The following is an 18,727-nucleotide window of genomic DNA, read 5'->3' as shown; positions in this document are numbered from 1 at the left end:
GGTGCCCGGACGCCCGGACGAGCCGCGCAGCACAATGGTCCGGTGAGCACCCGCATCCTCGTCGTCGACAACTACGACTCCTTCGTCTTCAACCTGGTGCAGTACGTCTACCAGCTCGGAGTCGAGTGCGACGTACGCCGTAACGACGAGGTGGAGCTGTCCGAGATCGACGGCTATGCCGGTGTCCTGCTCTCCCCCGGGCCGGGCACCCCGGAGCACGCCGGCGTGTGTGTCGACCTGGTGCGCCGGGCCGCCGGGCGGGTGCCGGTGTTCGGGGTGTGTCTGGGGCTGCAGGCGATCGCCGTCGCGTACGGCGGGGTGGTCTCCCGCGCCCCCGAACTCCTGCACGGCAAGACCAGCCTGGTCCACCACGACGGCGCCGGGGTGCTGGCCGGACTGCCCGACCCGTTCACCGCGACCCGCTACCACTCGCTCGCGGTCGAGCCGACCTCGGTGCCGCCGGAGTTCGAGGTGACCGCCCGAACCGGTTCCGGCGTACTGATGGCGCTCAAGCACCGCGAGTTCGACTGCGAGGGTGTGCAGTTCCACCCCGAGTCGGTCCTCACCGAGGGAGGCCACCGGTTGCTGGCCAACTGGCTGGTCACCTGTGGCGAAGCCGGCGCGGTGGAGCGGTCCGCCGGGCTGGCGCCGGTGGTCAGCCGGTCGTGAGCCGGGTCGGCTGAGCCGTACCCCTGTTCCCCGGGTCGCAGCCTGTGGCCGGTCGAGTGACCGGCGACAGGCTCAGGCCGCGGGTGGCGGAGGAGGCGGAGTCGTCGCCCCGTCGCCCTGCGGCGGTGGCGGGGGTTCCGGAGTGTCCGTCGGCGTCGGCTTCGGTGTCTCCGTGGGCGGCGGCGGCGTCTCGGTCTGAGTGGGAGTCGGCTCCGGCTGCGTCTGCGTCGGAGTCGGCGACGGCTCCTGGGTCTTGGTCGGCTTGGGCTTCGGCTGTGGCTTGGGCTGCTGCTGTGCCGGTGCCCGGGCGATCACGATCGTGACCGTGGTGTCGGGTTCACGGCGCCGACCGGAGCCGGGCACCTGCCGGACGACCGTGCCCGCCTGTGCCTGCGACGTGGTGTCGTAGCTCTTGCCCACCCGGAACCCCGCGTCGGCGAGCCGGGCCTCCGCGACCGCCGCGCTGTCCCCCACGACGTCCGGGACGGAGACCAGCCCGCTGGGGTGGTAGAGCGTGACCGTACTGCCGGCCTTGACGACGGACCCCTCGTCCGGGTTGACCCGGCTGACGTCGGTGGCGTCGCCGGAAGCCTTCGAATCCTCCTTGCTGAGGACGTTCAGGCCTTCCTTCTCCAGCATCGCGCGGGCCGCGGAGACCTTCTTGCCCACCACCGCGGGGATGGTGACCTCGCCCTGCCCGCTGGACACGGCGACGTCCACGGCGCTGTCGATCTTCGCCGAAGCGCCCGGGGTGGGGTTCTGGGAGACGATCTGGCCCTTCGCGACGTTCTCGCTGGCCTGCTGGGTGACCTTGCCGAGCCGAAGCCGGCTCTGGGCGAGCGCGGCCTGCGCCTCGGTCAGCGTCTTTCCCTGCAGCGTGGGGGTGGAGACGGTCTTGGCCGAGTCCTTGCCCAGGCTCTGCAGGCCGATGAACGCCGCGACCCCGAGCACGAACACGATCGCGATGGCGAGCAGGATGTACGCCGCCTTCCGTCCGCGGTCGCGGGTCTCGTCGTCCTCGGCGTAGGCGGCCGCGCGTTCGGGGTCCGCCGGGGTGATCGGCTCGTCCGGCGGCAGGAAGCGCGCGGTCGCGCCGGCGGCGAGCATCGGTGCGATGAGCTCCTGGCCGGACAGCCCGCGCTCGATGTCCTGCCGCATCTCCGCCGCGGACTGGTACCGGTCGTGCGGCTTCTTCTGCAGCGCCTTGAGGGTGATCGCGTCGGCGATCGGCGGCACCTCCGGGTCGAGCATCGACGGTGGCCGAGGCTCCTCCCGTACGTGCTGGTAGGCCACCGAGACCGGCGAGTCGCCGACGAACGGCGGCCGGCCGGTGAGGAGCTCGTACAGCAGGCAGCCGGTGGAGTAGATGTCGCTGCGGGCGTCGACCGACTCACCGCGCGCCTGCTCCGGGGAGAGGTACTGCGCGGTGCCGATCACGGCCGCGGTCTGGGTCATCGTCGCGGAGGCGTCGGCGACCGCGCGGGCGATGCCGAAGTCCATCACCTTGACGTCGCCGTTCGGCGTCAACATGACGTTGCCGGGCTTGATGTCGCGGTGGATGATGCCCGCGCGGTGGCTGTACTCCAGCGCCTCCAGCACGTCCGCGGTGATCTCCAGCGCCCGCTCGGGGAGGATCCGGCGGCCCTCGCGGAGCACGTCGCGCAGGGTCCGCCCCTCGACGTACTCCATCACGATGTACGGAATCGAGATGCCGTCGGCCTTCTCCTCGCCGGTGTCGTAGACGGCGACGATGGTCGGCTGGTTGAGCGCCGCGGCGGACTGCGCCTCGCGACGGAACCTGGCCTGGAAGATCGGGTCGGTGGCGAGGTCGGGGCGCAGCGTCTTCACCGCGACCGTCCGGCCGAGTCGGCGGTCGACGCCGATCCTTACCTCGGCCATGCCGCCGTGCCCGAGCACCTCGCCGAGCTCGTAGCGGCCGCCGAGGAAACGCGCCTCCGTCATGACGTACCTTTCCTTACACGGTGCCCAGGCCTCATCGCCCGATCACCGCCCGCATCACGGCCTTGGCCACCGGGGCCGCCAGCTTCCCGCCGGAGATCTCGTTGCGCCCCACGTTGGCGTGTTCGATGACCACGGCCACCGCCACCTGGGGGGCGTTCGCCGGGGCGAACGACGCGAACCAGGCGTACGGCGGCTTGTCCGGAGTCGTCTGCGCCGTTCCTGTCTTGCCGGCCACCGACACCCCGTCGATCTTCACCGGCGCGCCGGTGCCGTGGTCCACGACGTTGACCATCATCTGGGTCAACTGCCCGGCGACGTCACCGGACACCGCCTGGGAGAGGGTCTGGGGATCGGTCACCTCGAGCGTCTTCAGGTCCGGCCCGCTCACCTTGGCCACGACGTAGGGCTGCATCACCTTGCCGCCGTTGGCGATGCCGGCGGAGACCATCGCCATCTGCAGCGGCGTGGCGGCGACGTCGTACTGGCCGATCGAGCTCTGCGCGAGCTGCGGTGTGTTCAGCTCCTTGGGGAACACGCTGGTGGAGGCGTTGAGATCTGAGAGGTACTCCTGGCCGAAGCCGAACTTCTCCGCCTGCTGGCGCAGTGCCTTGTCGCCGACCTTGAGGCCGAGTCCCGCGAACGCGGTGTTGCAGGAGGTGGCCAGCGCCTCGGTGAGGGTGACCTGTGGCGCGGGGCCGCACAGGCCGTTCTGCCAGTTCTTCATGTTGAACGTGGTCAGCGGGAGGTCCAACTGGGCCGGCGCGGGGAGTTGGGTGTTGGGATTGAAGCGTCCGCTCGACAGCGCAGCCGCGGCGGTGACCAGCTTGAACGTCGAACCCGGGGGGTACCGGCGCTGCGCCGCGCGGTTCTCCATCGGCCTGTCGGAGTTGTCTCCCAGCCGGTTGGCCGCCTTGAGGATGGAGTTGGCGTCGTGGGAGGAGAGCTGGTTGGGGTCGTACGTCGGCTTGCTCACCATCGCGAGGATCTTGCCCGTCGACGGCTCGATCGCCACCACGGCGCCGCGGTTGTTGCCGAGCGCGTCGTAGGCCGCCTGCTGCGCCTTCGGGTTGATCGTCAGCAGGACGCTGCCGCCCTGCGGCTGGCGGTTGGTGATCAGGTCGACGATCCGGCGGACGAACAGCCGGTCGTCGGTTCCGGCCAGGACGGAGTTCTCCGCCTTCTCCAGGCCGCGCCGGCCGAGCACGTAGGAGTAGTAGCCGGTGAGGTGGCCGTACAACTGCGGGTCGCGGTACCTGCGGAGGTAGACCAGGTCGTCCTTGGTCTTCACGGAGTAGGCGACCTGGGTGCCGCCGACCATGATCGGGCCCCGCTCCCGGGCGTACTCGTCCAGCGTGACCCGCTTGTTGTCGGCGCGGTCGTTGAGGTCGGAGGCCTGGAAGACCTGGATGTAGTTGGCGTTGGCCAGCAGGGCCAGGAACAACACCATGAAGGCCACCGCGACCCGGCGGATCGAACGGTTCATCGAGACATCACCGGCGTACCACCACTACCTGGGTCAGGGCATCTTCGGTCGGCGCGGGCGGCAGCACGGCGGCCGGCCTCCGCGCGAAGTCGCTGATCCGCAACATCAGGGCGACCAGCGCCCAGTTGGCGACCAGCGAGGAACCTCCGTAGGACAGGAACGGGGTGGTGAGGCCGGTCAGGGGGATCAGCTTGGTCACCCCGCCGATCACCACGAACACCTGGATCGCGAAGACCGAGGCGACGCCGATGGCGAGCAGCTTGCCGTACTGGTCCCGGCAGACCAGCGCGGTGCGCAGGCCGCGTTCGACGATCACGCCGTACAGCAGCAGGATCGCCATCAGCCCGGTCAGGCCGAGCTCCTCGCCGATCACCGCCGCGATGAAGTCGCTCTTGGCCAGCGGCACCAGCGTCGGGTGGCCCTCACCGAGGCCGCGGCCGAGCAGCCCGCCGTAGGCGAAGCCGTACAGCGACTGGATGATCTGGTACGCGCCGTTGGCGTTGGCCGGGTCGAACGGGTGCAACCAGGCGTTGACGCGGTTGGCGATGTGGGAGAACTGCGAGATGTGGAGCTGGGTGGCGGCGATGTAGGCGAACCACGCGCCGCCGACGAACATCGTGCCGCCGAGGAACAGCCAGCCGGGCCGCTCGGTCGCGACGTACAACATGATCACGAAGACGCCGAAGAACAGCACCGCGGTGCCCAGGTCGCGCTGGAAGACCAGGATCGCCAGGCTGATGAACCAGGCCGCCAGGATCGGGCCCAGGTCGCGGCCGCGGGGCAGGTCGAGGCCGAGGAACCGCCGCCCGGCTAGTGCCAGCGCCTCCTTCTTGACCACGAGGTAGCCCGCGAAGAAGACGATCAGCAGCATCTTCGCCACCTCGCCCGGCTGGAACGACAGCCCGGCGAACCGCACCCAGATCTGCGCGCCCTGGAAGCGCACGCCGATACCGGGCACCAGCGGGAGGAGCAGCAGGGCCACACCGGCGAACAGCGCGGTGTAGGTGGCCCGCTGCAGCCAGCGGTGGTCGCGGACCAGCAGCAACATGGCGATGAACGCCGCCACGCCCACCGCGGTCCAGGTGAGCTGGGCGGGTGCGTCGACCCGGGGCATCGCCTCGCCGGCGTCCTGGGCCGCCTTGACCTTGGACAGGTCGAGCCGGTGGATCAGGGCCAGGCCGAGGCCGTTGAGCAGGACCACGCAGGGCAGCAGGATCGGGTCGGCGTACGGCGCGCGGAAGCGGACCACCAGGTGCGCGATCCCCACCAGCAGGACGAGGCCGAGGGCGTACGACACGATCTGTGAGGAGATGTGACCGGTGACCGCGACGCCGACGACGGCGTACGCCCCGACGGCGACTCCGAGCGCGAGGACGAGCAGGACCAGCTCCGCACCGCGGCGCTTGCGGGGCTGCACGGAGTTGGCCTGCTGAGTGTCGCTCACTTCGTACCTGTCGGGGTCGGGGTCGGGGCTTCGCCGCCGTCGCACTCGAGGGGGATGTCGGGCACACCGGCCGCGCGGTTGCCGGTGGACTGTGCCGGGGTCTCGGTGGGGGACGGAGAGGGCAGGGCGGCGTTGGCGTTCGGCGTCTTCGTGGGGGTGGGCCGCCCCGGCGTGGCCTTGCCGGTGGGCTTGGGGGTCGGGGTGGGTGTGGGCTTGGGGGTGCCCTGGGCGGAGCAGCGGCGGGCGACGTCGGACAGCATCGAGACGATGGCCCGGGCCTCGCCGAGGTCGTTGGCCGCGATCGTGCCGGAAACCCGCTCACGGTGGTACTGCGGAAGTTTGGCCAGCGCCAGCGGCTCCAGCTCGTAGAGCTGGGACACCCGCAGGCCCGGGATCTGCTGGGAGATACCGCGGAAGATCGCCACCCGGGCGGGGGTGCCCGCGCCACCGGCGCCGGCTGTGCCGTCATGGTCTGCCGCGTCGGTGGGGTAGGCGCCGACGTAGTACTGCTTCTGGGTCCAGTCGTACGCCCACCGGACGCCGACCGCGAGCAACGCCAGCACGGCCAGGATGCACAGGATGCGGACCAGCCAGCGAAACCGGCGTCGCGGCGGGCGCGGCGCGTAGCGCAGCTCCTCCTCGCGGTCGGGGTCGCCGGGCACCCCGGCACCGACGCCGGCGATCGCGACGTCGGTGTCGTCGGCGCCGACGGTCCGGGGCCGGGTGAGGTCGTCGTCCTCGTCCAGGACGTCATGAGTGGAGGTGGGGTGGGAGGAGGTGACGCTGCTGCCGCCGGCACTCACCTCCGGGTCGACCGCGGCCACCGCGCCGACCAGGGCGATCGCGGCCGCGGCCGCGCCCTGCCCGCCGTCGCGCTCGGGGTCCACGACGTCGGCCACCACGCAGGTCACGTTGTCCGGGCTGCCGTGGTCGAGGGCCGCCTCGATCAGGTTGGTCGCGGCCTCCTCCGGCGTGGCCGCCCGGCCGAGGATCTCCGCGATCGCGGGGTCCTTGATCCCGGCGTTGTCCAGGCCGTCGGAGCAGACCAGGAACCGGTCGCCCGGGTCGACCTCGATCGGCTGGATGTCCGGGCGGGCGTCCTGCCGCCCCTCGAGCACCCGGATGATGAGCGACCGGTGGGGGTGGTACTCGGCTTCCTCCGGGGTGATCCGGCCCTCGTCGACCAGGCTCTGCACGAACGTGTGGTCGTGGGTGAGCATCCGCAGCCGGCCGCCGCGCAGGAGGTAGGCGCGGGAGTCGCCGATGTGCGCGACGTGCGCGACGTTCCCGTCGAACAGGATCGCCGTCAGCGTCGTGCCCATGCCCTCCAGGTGGGGCTCGGTCTCGATCCGGGCGGCGATGCGCGAGTTGGCCTCGCCCGCGACCCGGTTGAGCTCCTGGTCGGGGTCCGCGTGCTCGGCCACGTCGAGGTCGCGCACCGTGGTGATCGTGATGGCGCTGGCGACGTCGCCGCCGACCGCGCCGCCCATCCCGTCGGCGACGGCGAGGAGGAAGGGGCCGGCGTACCCGGAGTCCTCGTTCCGCTTCTTCGGACCGAGACCGACGTCGGTGCGGGCGGCGTACCGGAGCGCGAGCGTCATCCTGCCTTCTCTTCGCCGGGAGAGGTCGGAAGGTGGACGCGGCGGGACCGGACGCGGCCCGCCCGCGGAGCGGCACCGGGCAGCCCGGCCGTCACTACGCTCATCCGTACAACCTCGCAGCTCATCGTGGCGCGCCTATTTGTACAGCTCGATGATCGTCTTGCCGACGCGGACAGGGATGCCGGGACCGACCGCGGTCGGTCCGTGGATGCGCGACTCTCCCACAAAGGTGCCGTTGGTGGAGCCGAGGTCCTCGGCGTACCACGAGCCGGACTGCGGTCGCAGCACGGCGTGCCGGGTGGATACGTACTCGTCGTCGATCTGCAGCTCGCACTCCCCGCCCCGGCCGATCACCAGTGGCGAGTCACCCAGCGGCACCTGAAGTCCCGAACTCGCACCCTGGACCACCACCGCCGTCGTGGGCTCTCCGCGCTTGCGCCGCGGCGGCTTGGTGGGCTTGGACGGCTTCTTCTGGGGCCGCTCGGACTTGGCCGACCCGCTGACCCGGGTGCCGAACAGGTCCGAACGGATCACCGAGACGGCCGACAGCACGAACAGCCAGAGCACCGCGAGGAAGCCCAGCTTGATGATGGTGAGGGTGAGTTCGGACACTACCGCTGCGCTCCGTCCGGGTGGCGCAGGACGAGAAGCGTGTTGCCGAGCAGGATCTGACTGCCCTCCCGAAGCGGCGCGTAGTCGACGCGCTGCCCGTTGACCACGATCCCGTTGGTGGAGCCCAGGTCGTGGATGGTGACGGTGTAACGGGGGCCTTCCTGCACGACGCGGATCTCGGCGTGCCGGCGGGAGACGCCCGGGTCGGTGATGCGGAGGTCGGCCTCGGTGCCCCGGCCCAGCACGACGCCCGGCGGCTCCAGCGGGTGGCGCTGGCCGTTGACCTCGAGGAAGGGGGAGGGTGCGGGCGCCCGGCGCTGACCGGGGCCGCCGTTACCGGCCGGTCCGTACCCCGGTCCGTACCCCGGCCCGTGGCCCTGACCCGGTCCCTGACCCGGTCCCTGACCCGGTCCCTGACCCGGTCCGTGGCCAGGACCCTGGCCCGGTCCGCGCGGCGGGCCACCGGGACCCTGCCGACGGTCCGGCGAGGCCTGACGGCGCCCGGGCGTCACCTGGGCGACGGCGCTGCTGCGGACCCGGAACCGCCCGGTGGACAGGCCGTCCTGGCGCTCGAACGCGACGGTGACCGGGCCGGTGAACGCGTAGCTCTGGTTGCTGGCGTGCCGGCTCACCACCTCGGCGAGCTCCTTGCTGAGGGTCTGTTCGTACGGTGCTAGCCGTTCGTGGTCGCTCGGTGACAGCTCGACAACGAAGTCGTTGGGGACGAGGCTGGAGTCACGGGACAGCACCTGAGCGGAGTTGTCCAGCTCCCGCTGCAGCGCGGAGGCGATCTCGACCGGTTGGACGGCCGAGCGGAAAACGCGCGCGAAGGTCCCGGTCACGAGACCTTCCAGGCCGCGCTCAAAACGTCGAAAGACTCCCACGGGTACCTCCTTCCCGTACCAGCGCCGGCCATGTTCGCGTCGATCGTAACTGTCGTTCCAGAGTGGGGCTGACTCCAACCACCTCCTGTGGGTTCTCGGGCGTACGACAGGAGCCGTCGCCCATCCGTCACGGCACCGTCACGGCACCGCCTCGGAGCCGCCGGGGAGCTGCCACAGGTCCAGGTGACGTTCTACACGCAAGCGCCCCCCGCCGGCCGCGTGCCACCAGCCGGACCAGTGTGACGAGCTGGGGACGGCGTCGCCAGTAGGCCCGTGCTAGCCTTTGGGCGCTCCAGATCACCGCGGTGCGGCGAGACGGAGTGCAAGTGTGCGCGCGAGTGGCGGAATAGGCAGACGCGCAGGATTCAGGTTCCTGTGCCCGCAAGGGCGTGGGGGTTCAACTCCCCCCTCGCGCACCAGCTTCGAACTCTCCCGGCCCTGTCGGCCGGGAGAGTTTTTCGTTGCCCGCCGTTGCCCGCCGGTCTCGGCTCCTGGCCCTCACCGCCGGGTGGACGGGACGAACCCCGGGCGCCGCAACCGGCCCGGGGCCTGATTCGGGACGAAGGGCATACAACGTCCTGGTCCGGTGGGACACGTGTGGCACTGTGGGGAGATGGCGCAGACGAGGGCAGGGCTGGACCGGCATGCCCTCGACCCGGACGATCCCGGGTCCGCCGACTCCCTGTGCGCACGGATCGACGCAGCGGCCGGCCTGCACGCGTTCGTCGCCGAGCCAGGCCGGGGTGAGCGCTTGCGCCGCGACCTCCGCGAGCTGGCCGAGCTACGCGATCGCACCGCGCGCTCCGGCTCCGGCGGTGATCACGTCCCCGGCCGCCCGGCGTTGTTCGGCGTTCCGGTCGGGGTGAAGGACATCTTCCACGTCGACGGACTCCCCACGGCCGCCGGATCGCGACTGCCGCCGGAGGTGCTCGCCGGCCCCGAGGGCGGTGCGGTCACCCGGCTCCGGGACGCCGGCGCGGTGGTGGCGGGCAAGACGGTGACCGCCGAGTTCGCGTCGGTGGCGCCCGGCCCCACCCGCAACCCGCACCGGCCCGGTCACACGCCCGGTGGGTCGAGCAGCGGGTCCGCGGCGGCGGTCGCTGCCGGGCTGGTGCCGTTCGCGCTCGGTACGCAGACCGTCGGCTCGGTGCTGCGGCCGGCGGCGTACTGCGGGATCGTCGGCTTCAAGCCCGGCCACGGCCGGATCCCGGCCGACGGCCTGGTGCCGAACGCCCCGACCTTCGACACGGTGGGCATTCTCGCCGCCGACGTCGCCACCGCCGCCCGGGCGGCCGGCGTCCTGTGCACGGACTGGCGCCCGGACCTGGTGGCCGATGCGGATCCCGAGTCGGGAGCACTGCCCGTGCTCGGCGTACCCGACGGTGCCTACCTGCGGCAGGCGACCCCGGCGGCACGGCAGGCGTTCGGCGCGCAGGTGGAGACGCTGGTCGCGGCGGGTCACGTCGTACGGCGGATCCCGCTGCTGGAGGACATCGAGGCGGTCAACCGGCGCAACCGGACGATCAACGGCTTCGAGCTCGCGCGCGTGCACGAGCGCTGGTTCGCGGAGTACGCCGACCGCTACCACCCGCTGACGGCGGCCGCGGTCCGTGACGGGCAGCGGGTGTCCGAAGCCGACTACGCGGACGCGTTGGAGCGGCGGCAGCGCTTCGCCGACGACCTGGTGCGCCGGATGGACGCCGAGGGGATCGACGGGTGGATCGCCCCCGCGGCGACCGGCCCCGCGCCCGAAGGCCTCGACTCCACCGGAAGCCCGCTGATGACGTTGCCGTGGACCCAGGCCAGGCTGCCGTCGGTGAGCGTGCCGGCCGGTCTGGTCGACGGCCTGCCGGTCGGCCTGCAGTGCGTGGCCCGCCCCGGCGCCGACGAGACCCTGCTGGCCTGGGCACGGCGGTTGGCAGCCGTCCTGGGAACTACCCGACGACGCGAAGGACTCCGATGAGCGGTTCGCAGATCGTGGCCATGGGCCACTACCAGCCCCCGAAGGTACTCACCAACGCCGACATCGCCCGGCTCGTCGACACCAACGACGAGTGGATCCAGAGCAGGGTCGGCATCCGTACGCGGCACATCGCCGAGACCGAGACGGTGGACGAGATGGCGGCCGCGGCGGCGGAGAAGGCGCTGTCGGCCAGCGGGCACACCGCAGGCGAGGTCGACCTGGTGGTGGTCGCCACCTGCACCGCCGTCGACCGGTCGCCGAGCATGGCAGCCCGGGTCGCCGCCCGCCTCGGGATCGCGGCGCCGGCGGCGTACGACATCAACACCGCCTGCTCGGGGTTCTGCTACGCGCTGGCCACAGCCGACCACGCCATCCGGGCCGGCGCGGCGCGCACCGCGCTCGTGATCGGGTCGGAGAAGCTGTCGGAGGTCACCGACTGGACCGACCGGTCGACCTGCATCCTGGTCGGCGACGGCGCGGGTGCCGCCGTGGTCACCGCCTCGACCGAGCCGGGGATCGGCCCGGTCGTGTGGGGTTCGGCGCCCGAGCTCGGCGACGCGGTGCGTATCGAGGGCCAGCCGGCGGTGTTCAGCCAAGAGGGCGTGTCGGTGTTCCGGTGGGCGACCACGAAGCTGGCGCCGATCGCCCGGGAGGTGTGCGCGCGGGCCGGGGTCGACCCGGCCGACCTCGCCGCGGTCGTACCCCACCAGGCCAACCTGCGCATCATCGAGCCGCTCGTCCGCCAGCTCGGCGCGACGAACGCCATCCTCGCCCGCGACCTGGTGGAGTCCGGCAACACCTCGGCGGCGAGCGTGCCGCTGGCACTGTCCAAGCTGGTCGAACGCGGCGAGGTGCCGACGGGTGCGCCGGCGCTGCTGTTCGGTTTCGGTGGTGGACTGGCGTACGCCGGACAGGTCGTGCGCTGCCCCTGACGCGTCGTGGTTTCCGGGGGCGACCTCAGGAGCCGAGGTTGCCCCGGATCCGCTCCAGCGCCCGGATCAGCGCCGCGCGGTCGTCCTCGCCGAACCCGGCCAGCGCCCGGTCCGACAGCGCCCACGTCTCCGCGTCCAGGACGCTCTCCAGCTCGCGGCCGCGATCGGTGAGCTGGATGCGGACCAGCCGGCGGTCGTGCAGGTCGGGTTCGCGGGTGACCAGCCCGGCGGCCTCCATCCGGATCGCGGCCCGGGTCACCGTGGGGGTGGCCAGGCCGAGCCGGCGGGCGAGCTCACCGGGGGCGAGCCCGTCCTCCTTCCACAGCTCCCGGAGCAGGAACTGCTGGCCGTCGCGAACCCCGTGCGCGCGGTAGGCCTCGTCGGCCGCCTCGGCGAGGGCCCGCTTGGTGGCCCAGAAGACGCCCTGGAACTCGTCGCGTGGAAAGCTGCGCGGCATCGTCGTCACGGCGTCATTGTCCCTTGCCGGCGGCGGAGCGGATCGCGTCGGTGAGCCGCGTGACGGCGGTGCCGACGGCGTTGTCGGGCAGGTTGCCGTAGCCGAGCACGAGGGCGGGCCGGGCCGGGTCCGGGCGGAGCCGGTAGCCGTCCAGGTCCGCGACGTGGACGCCGTGAGCGGCGGCCCGGGCAACGACGGTCGCGGCGGGGGTCTCGGGTGCGAGGTGGAGAACGAGGTGCAGGCCCGCGGCGACGCCGGACAGCTCGCACCCGGGCAGGCTCGCCCCGAGTGCGGCCACCAGGGCGTCCCGGCGGTGGCGGTACCGGTGCCGGGCGGCGCGAAGGTGCCGGTCGTACCCACCGGTCTCCACGAACGACGCCAGCGCGAGCTGGTCGATCACCGGCGGGCCGGACGTGCGGTGTTCGGGCGTCTCGCGGAGCGCGGCCGCCCAGCGGCCCGGCGGGAGGAGCCAGCCGATCCCGATCGCGGGTGACAGCGTCTTCGACAGCGAGCCGAGCAGCGCGACCCGGTCCGGGTCGGTTCCCTGCAGGGTGCCAACCGGGCGCCGGTCGTAGCGGAACTCCGCGTCGTAGTCGTCCTCGAGCACGATCCCGTCGACCTGCCGCGCCCAGGCCAGCAGCGCGGCCCGGCGGCGCGGCCCGAGCACCACCCCTGCCGGGAACTGGTGCGCCGGCGTGACCACCACCGCACGCACCCGGGAGTCCGCGGCGAGCGCGTCCACCCGCAGGCCGTCGGCGTCGACGGGGATCCCGACGGGTTCCAGACCGACCCTCTCCAGCGCCTCCCGCAGCCGCGTCCACCCCGGATCTTCGACGCCGATGTGGGTGTGCCCCTCGGTGCGGAGGAGCCGTCCCAGCTGGGTCACCCCGTCGGTGACGCCGGCGGTGACCAGCAGGTCACCGGCCCGTGGGTGCGCACCGCGGCAGCGCCGGAGGTAGTCGGCGAGCACCTGCCGCAGGTGTGGGGTGCCGCCCGGCGGCGGATAGCCGAGATCGGTGTACGACACGGTGGACAGCTGGGTGCGGACGGCCTCCGCCCAGCGGCGGCGGGGGAACTCGCGCAGGTCGGGCAGGCCGGGAGCCAGGTCGTAGGGCGTGGTGGCCGGAGCTGCGGCAGGTCCGGTCGCGGGCGCCTGGCCACCCGGCCGGCGAGGTGACTGGTCGATCGGCGCGGTGGTCCGGAGGTCGTACGGCCGGGGGCCGGCCGAACGGCTCGCTCCGACCCGACCACTCGCCCGGGCCGTTCCACTCGGCCCGGCGGGCGTGTCCGCGCGGACGACGGTGGCCGAGCCGGTCCGGGCGGTGAGGTAGCCCTCCGCGACGAGTTGTTCGTACGCCTGGGTGACCACCCACCGCGAGCAGCCCAGGTCGACCGCGAGGGCCCGGCTGGGTGGCAGCGCACTGCCAGGCCCGAGCCGGCCGGTCCGGATCGCGTGCCGCAGCGCCCGGGTCAGGCGTTCGTGCAGCGGACCGGTGCCCTCGACGTCGAGGAGGGTGTCCCAGGCGAGTTTGGCTCGGGTGATCGCCATGATCAGGGATCGTACGCCCGCACCAATCCGCGCCCGTTCCGTACGCCCATCAACCGATCGGTTGATCGCAGGTGTGGCCGGTCGGGCGATCCGCACGGCCCCCTGCCACGGCCAGACTCGAAGTCACCAGAAACAAGCCACCGAAAGACCCGGCCGAGCGTCCGGCCGTACGACGGAAGGGCGGGCGTCATGCCGGTCATCGAGGTGTCCCACCTGCACAGGCGGTACGGCGAGAAGGTCGCCGTCGACGACGTGTCGCTGACGGTGGAGGCCGGTGAGATCTTCGGCATCCTCGGCCCCAACGGAGCGGGCAAGACCACCACCGTCGAGTGCGTGAGCGGACTGCGGACCGCCGACTCCGGCGATCTGCGGGTGCTCGGGCTCGACCCGCGCCGCGACCGGTCCGCGCTCCGTGAACGCCTGGGCTGCCAGCTCCAGGAGAGCGAACTGCCCGGTCAGCTGCGGGTTCGGGAGGCGCTGGAGCTGTACGCCTCCTTCTACCGAGCCCCGGCGGACTGGCGGGAGCTCGTCGACCGGCTGGGGCTGGCCGGCCAGCTGAACACCGCGTTCGCGAAGCTGTCCGGCGGGCAGAAGCAGCGGGTCTCGATCGCGCTGGCCCTGATCGGCAACCCCGAGGTGGCGATCCTCGACGAGCTGACCACCGGCCTGGACCCGCAGGCGCGCCGGGACACCTGGAGCCTGATCGAGCAGGTCCGCGACAGCGGCGTCACGATCGTGCTGGTCACCCACTTCATGGCCGAGGCCGAACGCCTCTGCGACCGGCTGGCGCTGATCGACTCGGGCCGGGTGGTCGCGCTGGACACCCCGGCCGGCCTGGTCGCCCGCACGGGCGGTGAGCAGCGGATCAGGTTCCGGCCGTCGGCGCCGCTGCCCGACGACGTGTTCGCCGACCTGGTGGAGGTGACCGGTGTCAGCCGGACGGGCGACCAGGTGGTCGTCACCGGCACCGGCGACGTCCTGGCAGCCGTCACCTCCACGCTGGCCCGGCGCCAGGTCGTCGCCCGCGACCTCCGGGTGGAGCAGGCCAGCCTGGACGACGCGTTCGTCGAGCTCACCGGCCGGACCCTCGCCAACTGACCACCCTCGGCACCGGAAAGAGAAACCCCATGTCTGCCCTGGCCAAGCTCACCGTCGTGGAGGCGAAGCTGTTCCTCCGCGAGACCGGGATGGCGGTCCTGACCATCGCCTTCCCCGCCCTGCTCCTCGTCGTCCTCGGCCTGATCCCGGCCCTTCGCCGGCCGGACGAGCTGTTCGGCGGCATGCGGTTCGTGGACGTCTTCATGCCCTCGCTGATCGTGCTGGTCCTCGCCCTGCTCGGGGTGAACACGATGCCGACCCGGCTGGCCGGCTACCGCGAGAAGGGCATCCTGCGCCGGTTGTCGACCACCCCGGTCCATCCCCGCAACCTGCTCGCCGCCCAGCTCGTGCTGAACGGCGTCGTCGCGCTGGTGGCGATCGGCCTGCTGATGGTCGTCGGGCACGTCGCCTTCGACGTGCCGATGCCGCGCCATCCGCTCGGCTTCGCGGCCGCGCTGCTGGTCGGCGGAGGGTCGATGTTCGCGCTCGGAACGCTGGCGGCGGCGACCGCGTCGACGACCCGCGCGGTGGCCGCGATCGCGATGCCGATCTACTTCGTGTGCATGTTCCTCGGCGGGGTGTTCCTGCCTCGCTACCTGCTGCCCGACCTGGTGGTGACGCTCGGCCGGTACGCGCCTCCGGGGGTGCAGGCGCTGCAGGATGCGTGGACCGGCGGCGGCCCGCAGGTGCTCCAGCTGGTGATAATGGCGGCGATCGCCGTGGCCGCGGCCGCGGGCGCCGCCCGGATGTTCCGCTGGGAGTGATCCGGTCGGTGCGTACGCAACAACTCGGCGGTGGACCGCGTACCAGCAGCGCCGTGGTCAGGGAAGGAGGCGGTCCGATGGCACGGTTCAGCGTGCGGTCGTGGGAACACCTGGAAAGCCCGGTGTACGCCGTCATTCCGTACGTCCTGCTGGCCGTGTCCATGGTGCCCACCACGATCCAGGCGGGTGGGTCCTGGCCGAAGGTACGGGTCGCGGCCGGGCTCATGGTGCTGACCGCCGGCTGGGTCTACGCCTGGATCACCCGGCGTCCCACCCTGGTCGAGCGTGCGGCGTACGCCCGGATCTACTTCGCCGGCTTCCTCGTCCTGTCCGCCGCGCTGGTGGTGCAGAGCCCGTGGTTCGGGATCTTCGTCTGGGTCGGCTACCTGCATGCCGGCGCGTTCCTGCGCGGCCGCTGGAGGTACGCCGGGATCGCCGCGACCGGGCTGATCGCCGCGTCCTCCCAGGTCGGCGGCGGCCTGCCCAAACTGGAGCCGTACTACCTCGCGGCGCTCGGCGTGCTCCTGCTGGTCAACGTCGGCATCGCCGGCACGGTCACCTTCTTCGCCATGGCCAACGAACGCGAGCACGAGGAACGCCGGCGCACCGTCGCCGAGCTCGCCGAGGCCAACCAGCGGCTGCAGGACGCGCTCGCGGAGAACGCCGGGCTGCACGCCCAGTTGCTCACCCAGGCGCGCGAGGCCGGGATCCTGGACGAACGCCAGCGGATGGCCCGGGAGATCCACGACACCCTCGCCCAGGGGCTGACCGGCATCATCACCCAACTGGAGGCGGCGGCCCTGGCGGGGCCCACCGGCTCCGCCAGGGCCGACGTCCAGGCGTGGCGCCGGCACCTGGACAACGCCACCCGGCTGGCCCGGGAGAGCCTGTCGGAGGCACGGCGCTCGGTGCGGGCGATCCGGCCGGAGGCGCTGGAGACCGCGCGCCTGCCCGAGGCCCTCGCCGAGGTCGCCGGCCGCTGGTCGACGCTGCACCGCGTGGCCGCCGAGGTCACCACCACCGGCACCGCCCGCCCGCTGCACCCCGAGGTCGAGATCGCGTTGCTGCGGACCGCGCAGGAGGCGCTGACGAACGTCGCCAGGCACGCCCGGGCGACCCGGGTCGGGCTCACCCTGTCCTACATGGAGGACGTCGTGTCGCTGGACGTCCGCGACGATGGGATCGGGTTCGTCCCGGCCCTCGTCAAGGGGCTGGTGCCGGCGCAGGTCGGCGGACCGGCGCCGGAACGCAATCCCGCCCCCGGCCACTACGGCCTGACCGGGATGCGGCAACGGGTGCAGCGGCTGGCCGGCCGGTTCGAGGTGGAGTCCGAGCCCGGGGCCGGCACCGCTCTGTCGGCCGTCGTACCCGCGATCGACGCCGGTGGTACGCCATGACCTCACCGACGCCGTCCGGTGAGCCGGCCGCCCGGCCCGCGCCGATCCGGGTGCTGATCGTCGACGACCACCCGGTCGTCCGCGACGGCCTGCACGGGATGTTCGGCGCCGACCCGAGGTTCGAGGTGCTGGGCGAGGCCGCCGACGGTGCCGAGGCGGTCCGGATGGTGCCGGAGCTACGTCCGGACGTCGTCCTGATGGACCTGCGGATGCCGGTCATGGACGGGGTCACGGCGATCACCCGGCTGGCGCGGGCCGGTACGCCGGTCCGGGTGCTGGTGCTCACGACGTACGACACCGACAGCGACGTGGTGACCGCGATCGAGGCGGGCGCGACCGGCTACCTCCTCAAGGACGCTCCCCGCGAGGAACTGTTCCGTGCGGTGGTGGCGGCCGCCCGCGGCGAGGCGGTGCTGTCCCCGGCGGTGGCGACCCGGCTGCTCGGACAGGTCCGCCGCCCCGCGGTGGAGCCGCTGAGCCAGCGGGAGTTGGAGGTGCTCGGCCTGATCGCGCGCGGCTCCACCAACCGCGAGGCCGCCGCCAGGCTGTTCATCAGCGAGGCGACGGTCAAGACGCACCTGCTGCACATCTACGGCAAGCTCGGCGTGAATGACCGCGCCGCGGCGGTCGCGGTGGCGTTCGACCGCGGCCTGTTGATGCCCGGACGGAGCTGAGCGAGAGCGAGCTCGGCGGCCGTCAGCGCACTGGCCAGCGTCACCTCCCCGAGCATGCCGGGTGCGGCCACCTGGTCGCCGACGAGGAAGACGCCGTCGCCGCGGTCGATCGCCGGCCGGTCCAGCCAGCTCGTCCCGGGCAGGTCCACCGCTCCCGTACGCCCGGACGCGACGGCGTCGCGGCGCCACGTCACGCGTTCCCGCCAGCCGGGCAGGCCCAGGTCGAGCGTCGTCTCCAGCCGGGTGAGGCCGGCCGCCTTCGACTCGTCCGGCCGCAGCGGCAGCTGGGCCTGGACCAGCGAGTGTCCCGCCGGCGCGAGGGTCGGGTCGGGGACCGTGACCCGCTCGACGAAGCCCGCCTCGTCCAGGTCGAACACGATGAACGGGTCACCCCGCCGCTGACGCAGGCCCAGGTCGAGCAGTACCGCCCGGCCGCTCGCCCAGGCCAGCGCGGGGTCGCCGAGCAGTCGCCGGGCCGCGGGCAGCGAGGTGGCCACGATCACCGGTGTCCGCGTCGGTACGGCGTCGACCCGGGCGCCGGTCTCGATCACGACGCCGAGCTCACGCGCCCTGGCCGCGAGCCGGTCGACCATGGCCTGCCAGCCGCCGACGACGTACCGAGCGGACGGTCGCCCGGGCCGGACGAGCCGCTGGAACCGTTCCCAGACGTACGCCGCGGACAGCCGACCGGGGTCGAAGTCGTACACCGTCACGCCGGTGGCGGCGGCCATCGCGGCCGCGTCCCGCTCACCGAACCGGCCGGTCGCCCAGGTGGTGAAGTCCTGGTCGACGGGGGCCCGCAGGCGCCGGTGGGCGGAGGCGGCGAGGACGCCCCGGGGCGGAAGCGCGCGCAGCCGGCCCTGGTGTCGGAACCGCAGCCGGAACGTCGCACCCAGCGGCGCCGGCCGGGCCGGGGTCGCCAGCCCGCGCTCGACCAGCCAGGACCAGTGCGGGCCGTCGCTGTAGAGGGCGTGCGGGCCCTCGTTCGCGACGTACGGCTCGCCAGGATCCGACGTCGTCGAACGCGCCCGGCCGCCCAGCGTTCGGTGTGCCTCGAAGAGCTGGACCCGGGCACCCTCCTCGGCCGCCGCGACCGCGGCCACCAGCCCACCCAGGCCGCCGCCGATCACGGTGAGGTCGGCGGGTCCGGCGTGGCCGCCGTGGCCGGCGGGTTCGAGAGGTTCGGCGGATTCGACAGGTTCGGCGTGGTCGGTGCGTTGCGCCATGGTTCCCCCTTC

16 protein-coding genes and 1 tRNA gene are annotated in these 18,727 nt (G+C 72.7%); 8 read left to right on the top strand and 9 right to left on the bottom strand.

Annotated features, from left to right (window positions below):
- The first annotated feature begins 42 nt into the window (after positions 1-42).
- The gene (locus tag FHR37_RS26665; protein ID WP_092883923.1) at positions 43-669 is read left to right on the top strand and encodes an aminodeoxychorismate/anthranilate synthase component II; all 627 of its coding nucleotides are present in this window, start codon (positions 43-45) and stop codon (positions 667-669) included.
- 72 nt (positions 670-741) lie between these two features.
- Here the strand turns inward: FHR37_RS26665 and pknB are convergent, their stop codons facing one another.
- From pknB to FHR37_RS26635, 6 genes are all read right to left on the bottom strand, one after another.
- The gene (gene pknB / locus FHR37_RS26660) at positions 742-2,631 is read right to left on the bottom strand and encodes a Stk1 family PASTA domain-containing Ser/Thr kinase (protein WP_092883922.1); all 1,890 of its coding nucleotides are present in this window, start codon (positions 2,629-2,631) and stop codon (positions 742-744) included.
- Positions 2,632-2,662: 31 nt separating this feature from the next.
- Positions 2,663-4,114 carry a peptidoglycan D,D-transpeptidase FtsI family protein gene (locus FHR37_RS26655; protein ID WP_092883921.1) on the bottom strand — a complete coding sequence of 484 codons (1,452 nt, stop codon included), beginning with the start codon at positions 4,112-4,114 and terminating at the stop codon, positions 2,663-2,665.
- A gap of 7 nt (positions 4,115-4,121) precedes the next feature.
- Positions 4,122-5,558 carry an FtsW/RodA/SpoVE family cell cycle protein gene (locus FHR37_RS26650; RefSeq protein WP_092883920.1) on the bottom strand — a complete coding sequence of 479 codons (1,437 nt, stop codon included), beginning with the start codon at positions 5,556-5,558 and terminating at the stop codon, positions 4,122-4,124.
- A complete protein-coding gene (locus tag FHR37_RS26645; RefSeq protein ID WP_092883919.1) occupies positions 5,555-7,159 on the bottom strand; it encodes a PP2C family protein-serine/threonine phosphatase in 1,605 nt (534 codons plus the stop codon). The genes FHR37_RS26650 and FHR37_RS26645 overlap by 4 nt, the downstream gene beginning before the upstream one ends.
- A gap of 135 nt (positions 7,160-7,294) precedes the next feature.
- Positions 7,295-7,771, bottom strand: coding sequence for an FHA domain-containing protein FhaB/FipA (locus tag FHR37_RS26640; RefSeq protein WP_092883918.1), 477 nt, complete (start codon positions 7,769-7,771; stop codon positions 7,295-7,297).
- Positions 7,771-8,613 carry an FhaA domain-containing protein gene (locus FHR37_RS26635; protein WP_378079570.1) on the bottom strand — a complete coding sequence of 281 codons (843 nt, stop codon included), beginning with the start codon at positions 8,611-8,613 and terminating at the stop codon, positions 7,771-7,773. Before FHR37_RS26635 ends, FHR37_RS26640 begins: the two co-directional genes overlap by 1 nt.
- 374 nt (positions 8,614-8,987) lie before the next feature.
- Between FHR37_RS26635 and FHR37_RS26630 the strand changes: the two genes are divergently transcribed.
- The 3 genes from FHR37_RS26630 to FHR37_RS26620 all read left to right on the top strand — a co-directional run bounded on the left by FHR37_RS26630 (position 8,988) and on the right by FHR37_RS26620 (position 11,550).
- Positions 8,988-9,074, top strand: a tRNA-Leu gene (locus FHR37_RS26630).
- Between the two features lie 194 nt (positions 9,075-9,268).
- On the top strand, positions 9,269-10,618 hold the full coding sequence (locus FHR37_RS26625) for an amidase (protein WP_092883916.1): 1,350 nt from the start codon (positions 9,269-9,271) through the stop codon (positions 10,616-10,618).
- Positions 10,615-11,550 (top strand): beta-ketoacyl-ACP synthase III, encoded by a 936-nt coding sequence (locus FHR37_RS26620; RefSeq protein ID WP_092883915.1) that lies wholly within the window; start codon positions 10,615-10,617, stop codon positions 11,548-11,550. Before FHR37_RS26625 ends, FHR37_RS26620 begins: the two co-directional genes overlap by 4 nt.
- Before the next feature lie 25 nt (positions 11,551-11,575).
- Here FHR37_RS26620 and FHR37_RS26615 read toward each other — a convergent pair whose 3' ends face one another.
- Positions 11,576-12,007, bottom strand: coding sequence for a MarR family winged helix-turn-helix transcriptional regulator (locus FHR37_RS26615; protein WP_092884086.1), 432 nt, complete (start codon positions 12,005-12,007; stop codon positions 11,576-11,578).
- A 13-nt stretch (positions 12,008-12,020) separates the two neighbouring features.
- A complete protein-coding gene (pdxR, locus tag FHR37_RS26610; protein WP_092883914.1) occupies positions 12,021-13,556 on the bottom strand; it encodes a MocR-like pyridoxine biosynthesis transcription factor PdxR in 1,536 nt (511 codons plus the stop codon).
- Between the two features lie 189 nt (positions 13,557-13,745).
- On the opposite strand from pdxR, the gene FHR37_RS26605 reads away from it, so the two are divergent.
- The 4 genes from FHR37_RS26605 to FHR37_RS26590 all read left to right on the top strand — a co-directional run bounded on the left by FHR37_RS26605 (position 13,746) and on the right by FHR37_RS26590 (position 17,489).
- Positions 13,746-14,654 carry an ABC transporter ATP-binding protein gene (locus tag FHR37_RS26605; RefSeq protein WP_092883913.1) on the top strand — a complete coding sequence of 303 codons (909 nt, stop codon included), beginning with the start codon at positions 13,746-13,748 and terminating at the stop codon, positions 14,652-14,654.
- A 29-nt stretch (positions 14,655-14,683) separates the two neighbouring features.
- Complete coding sequence (locus FHR37_RS26600) at positions 14,684-15,418, top strand: ABC transporter permease (protein WP_092883912.1); 735 nt, start codon at positions 14,684-14,686, stop codon at positions 15,416-15,418.
- A 77-nt stretch (positions 15,419-15,495) separates the two neighbouring features.
- Positions 15,496-16,815, top strand: coding sequence for a sensor histidine kinase (locus FHR37_RS26595; RefSeq protein ID WP_092883911.1), 1,320 nt, complete (start codon positions 15,496-15,498; stop codon positions 16,813-16,815).
- Complete coding sequence (locus FHR37_RS26590; RefSeq protein WP_092883910.1) at positions 16,812-17,489, top strand: response regulator; 678 nt, start codon at positions 16,812-16,814, stop codon at positions 17,487-17,489. Before FHR37_RS26595 ends, FHR37_RS26590 begins: the two co-directional genes overlap by 4 nt.
- Here the strand turns inward: FHR37_RS26590 and FHR37_RS26585 are convergent.
- Positions 17,405-18,715: an NAD(P)-binding protein gene (locus FHR37_RS26585; RefSeq protein ID WP_092883909.1), complete on the bottom strand. Its 1,311-nt coding sequence runs from the start codon at positions 18,713-18,715 to the stop codon at positions 17,405-17,407. The two genes, FHR37_RS26590 and FHR37_RS26585, sit on opposite strands and share 85 nt — an antisense overlap.
- Between the last annotated feature and the right edge of the window lie 12 nt (positions 18,716-18,727).

This window comes from Actinopolymorpha cephalotaxi (assembly GCF_013408535.1).
GTDB lineage: Bacteria > Actinomycetota > Actinomycetes > Propionibacteriales > Actinopolymorphaceae > Actinopolymorpha > Actinopolymorpha cephalotaxi.
The sequence above is the reverse complement of the archived record's forward strand: the minus strand, read 5'-3'. Positions and strand labels throughout refer to the sequence as shown.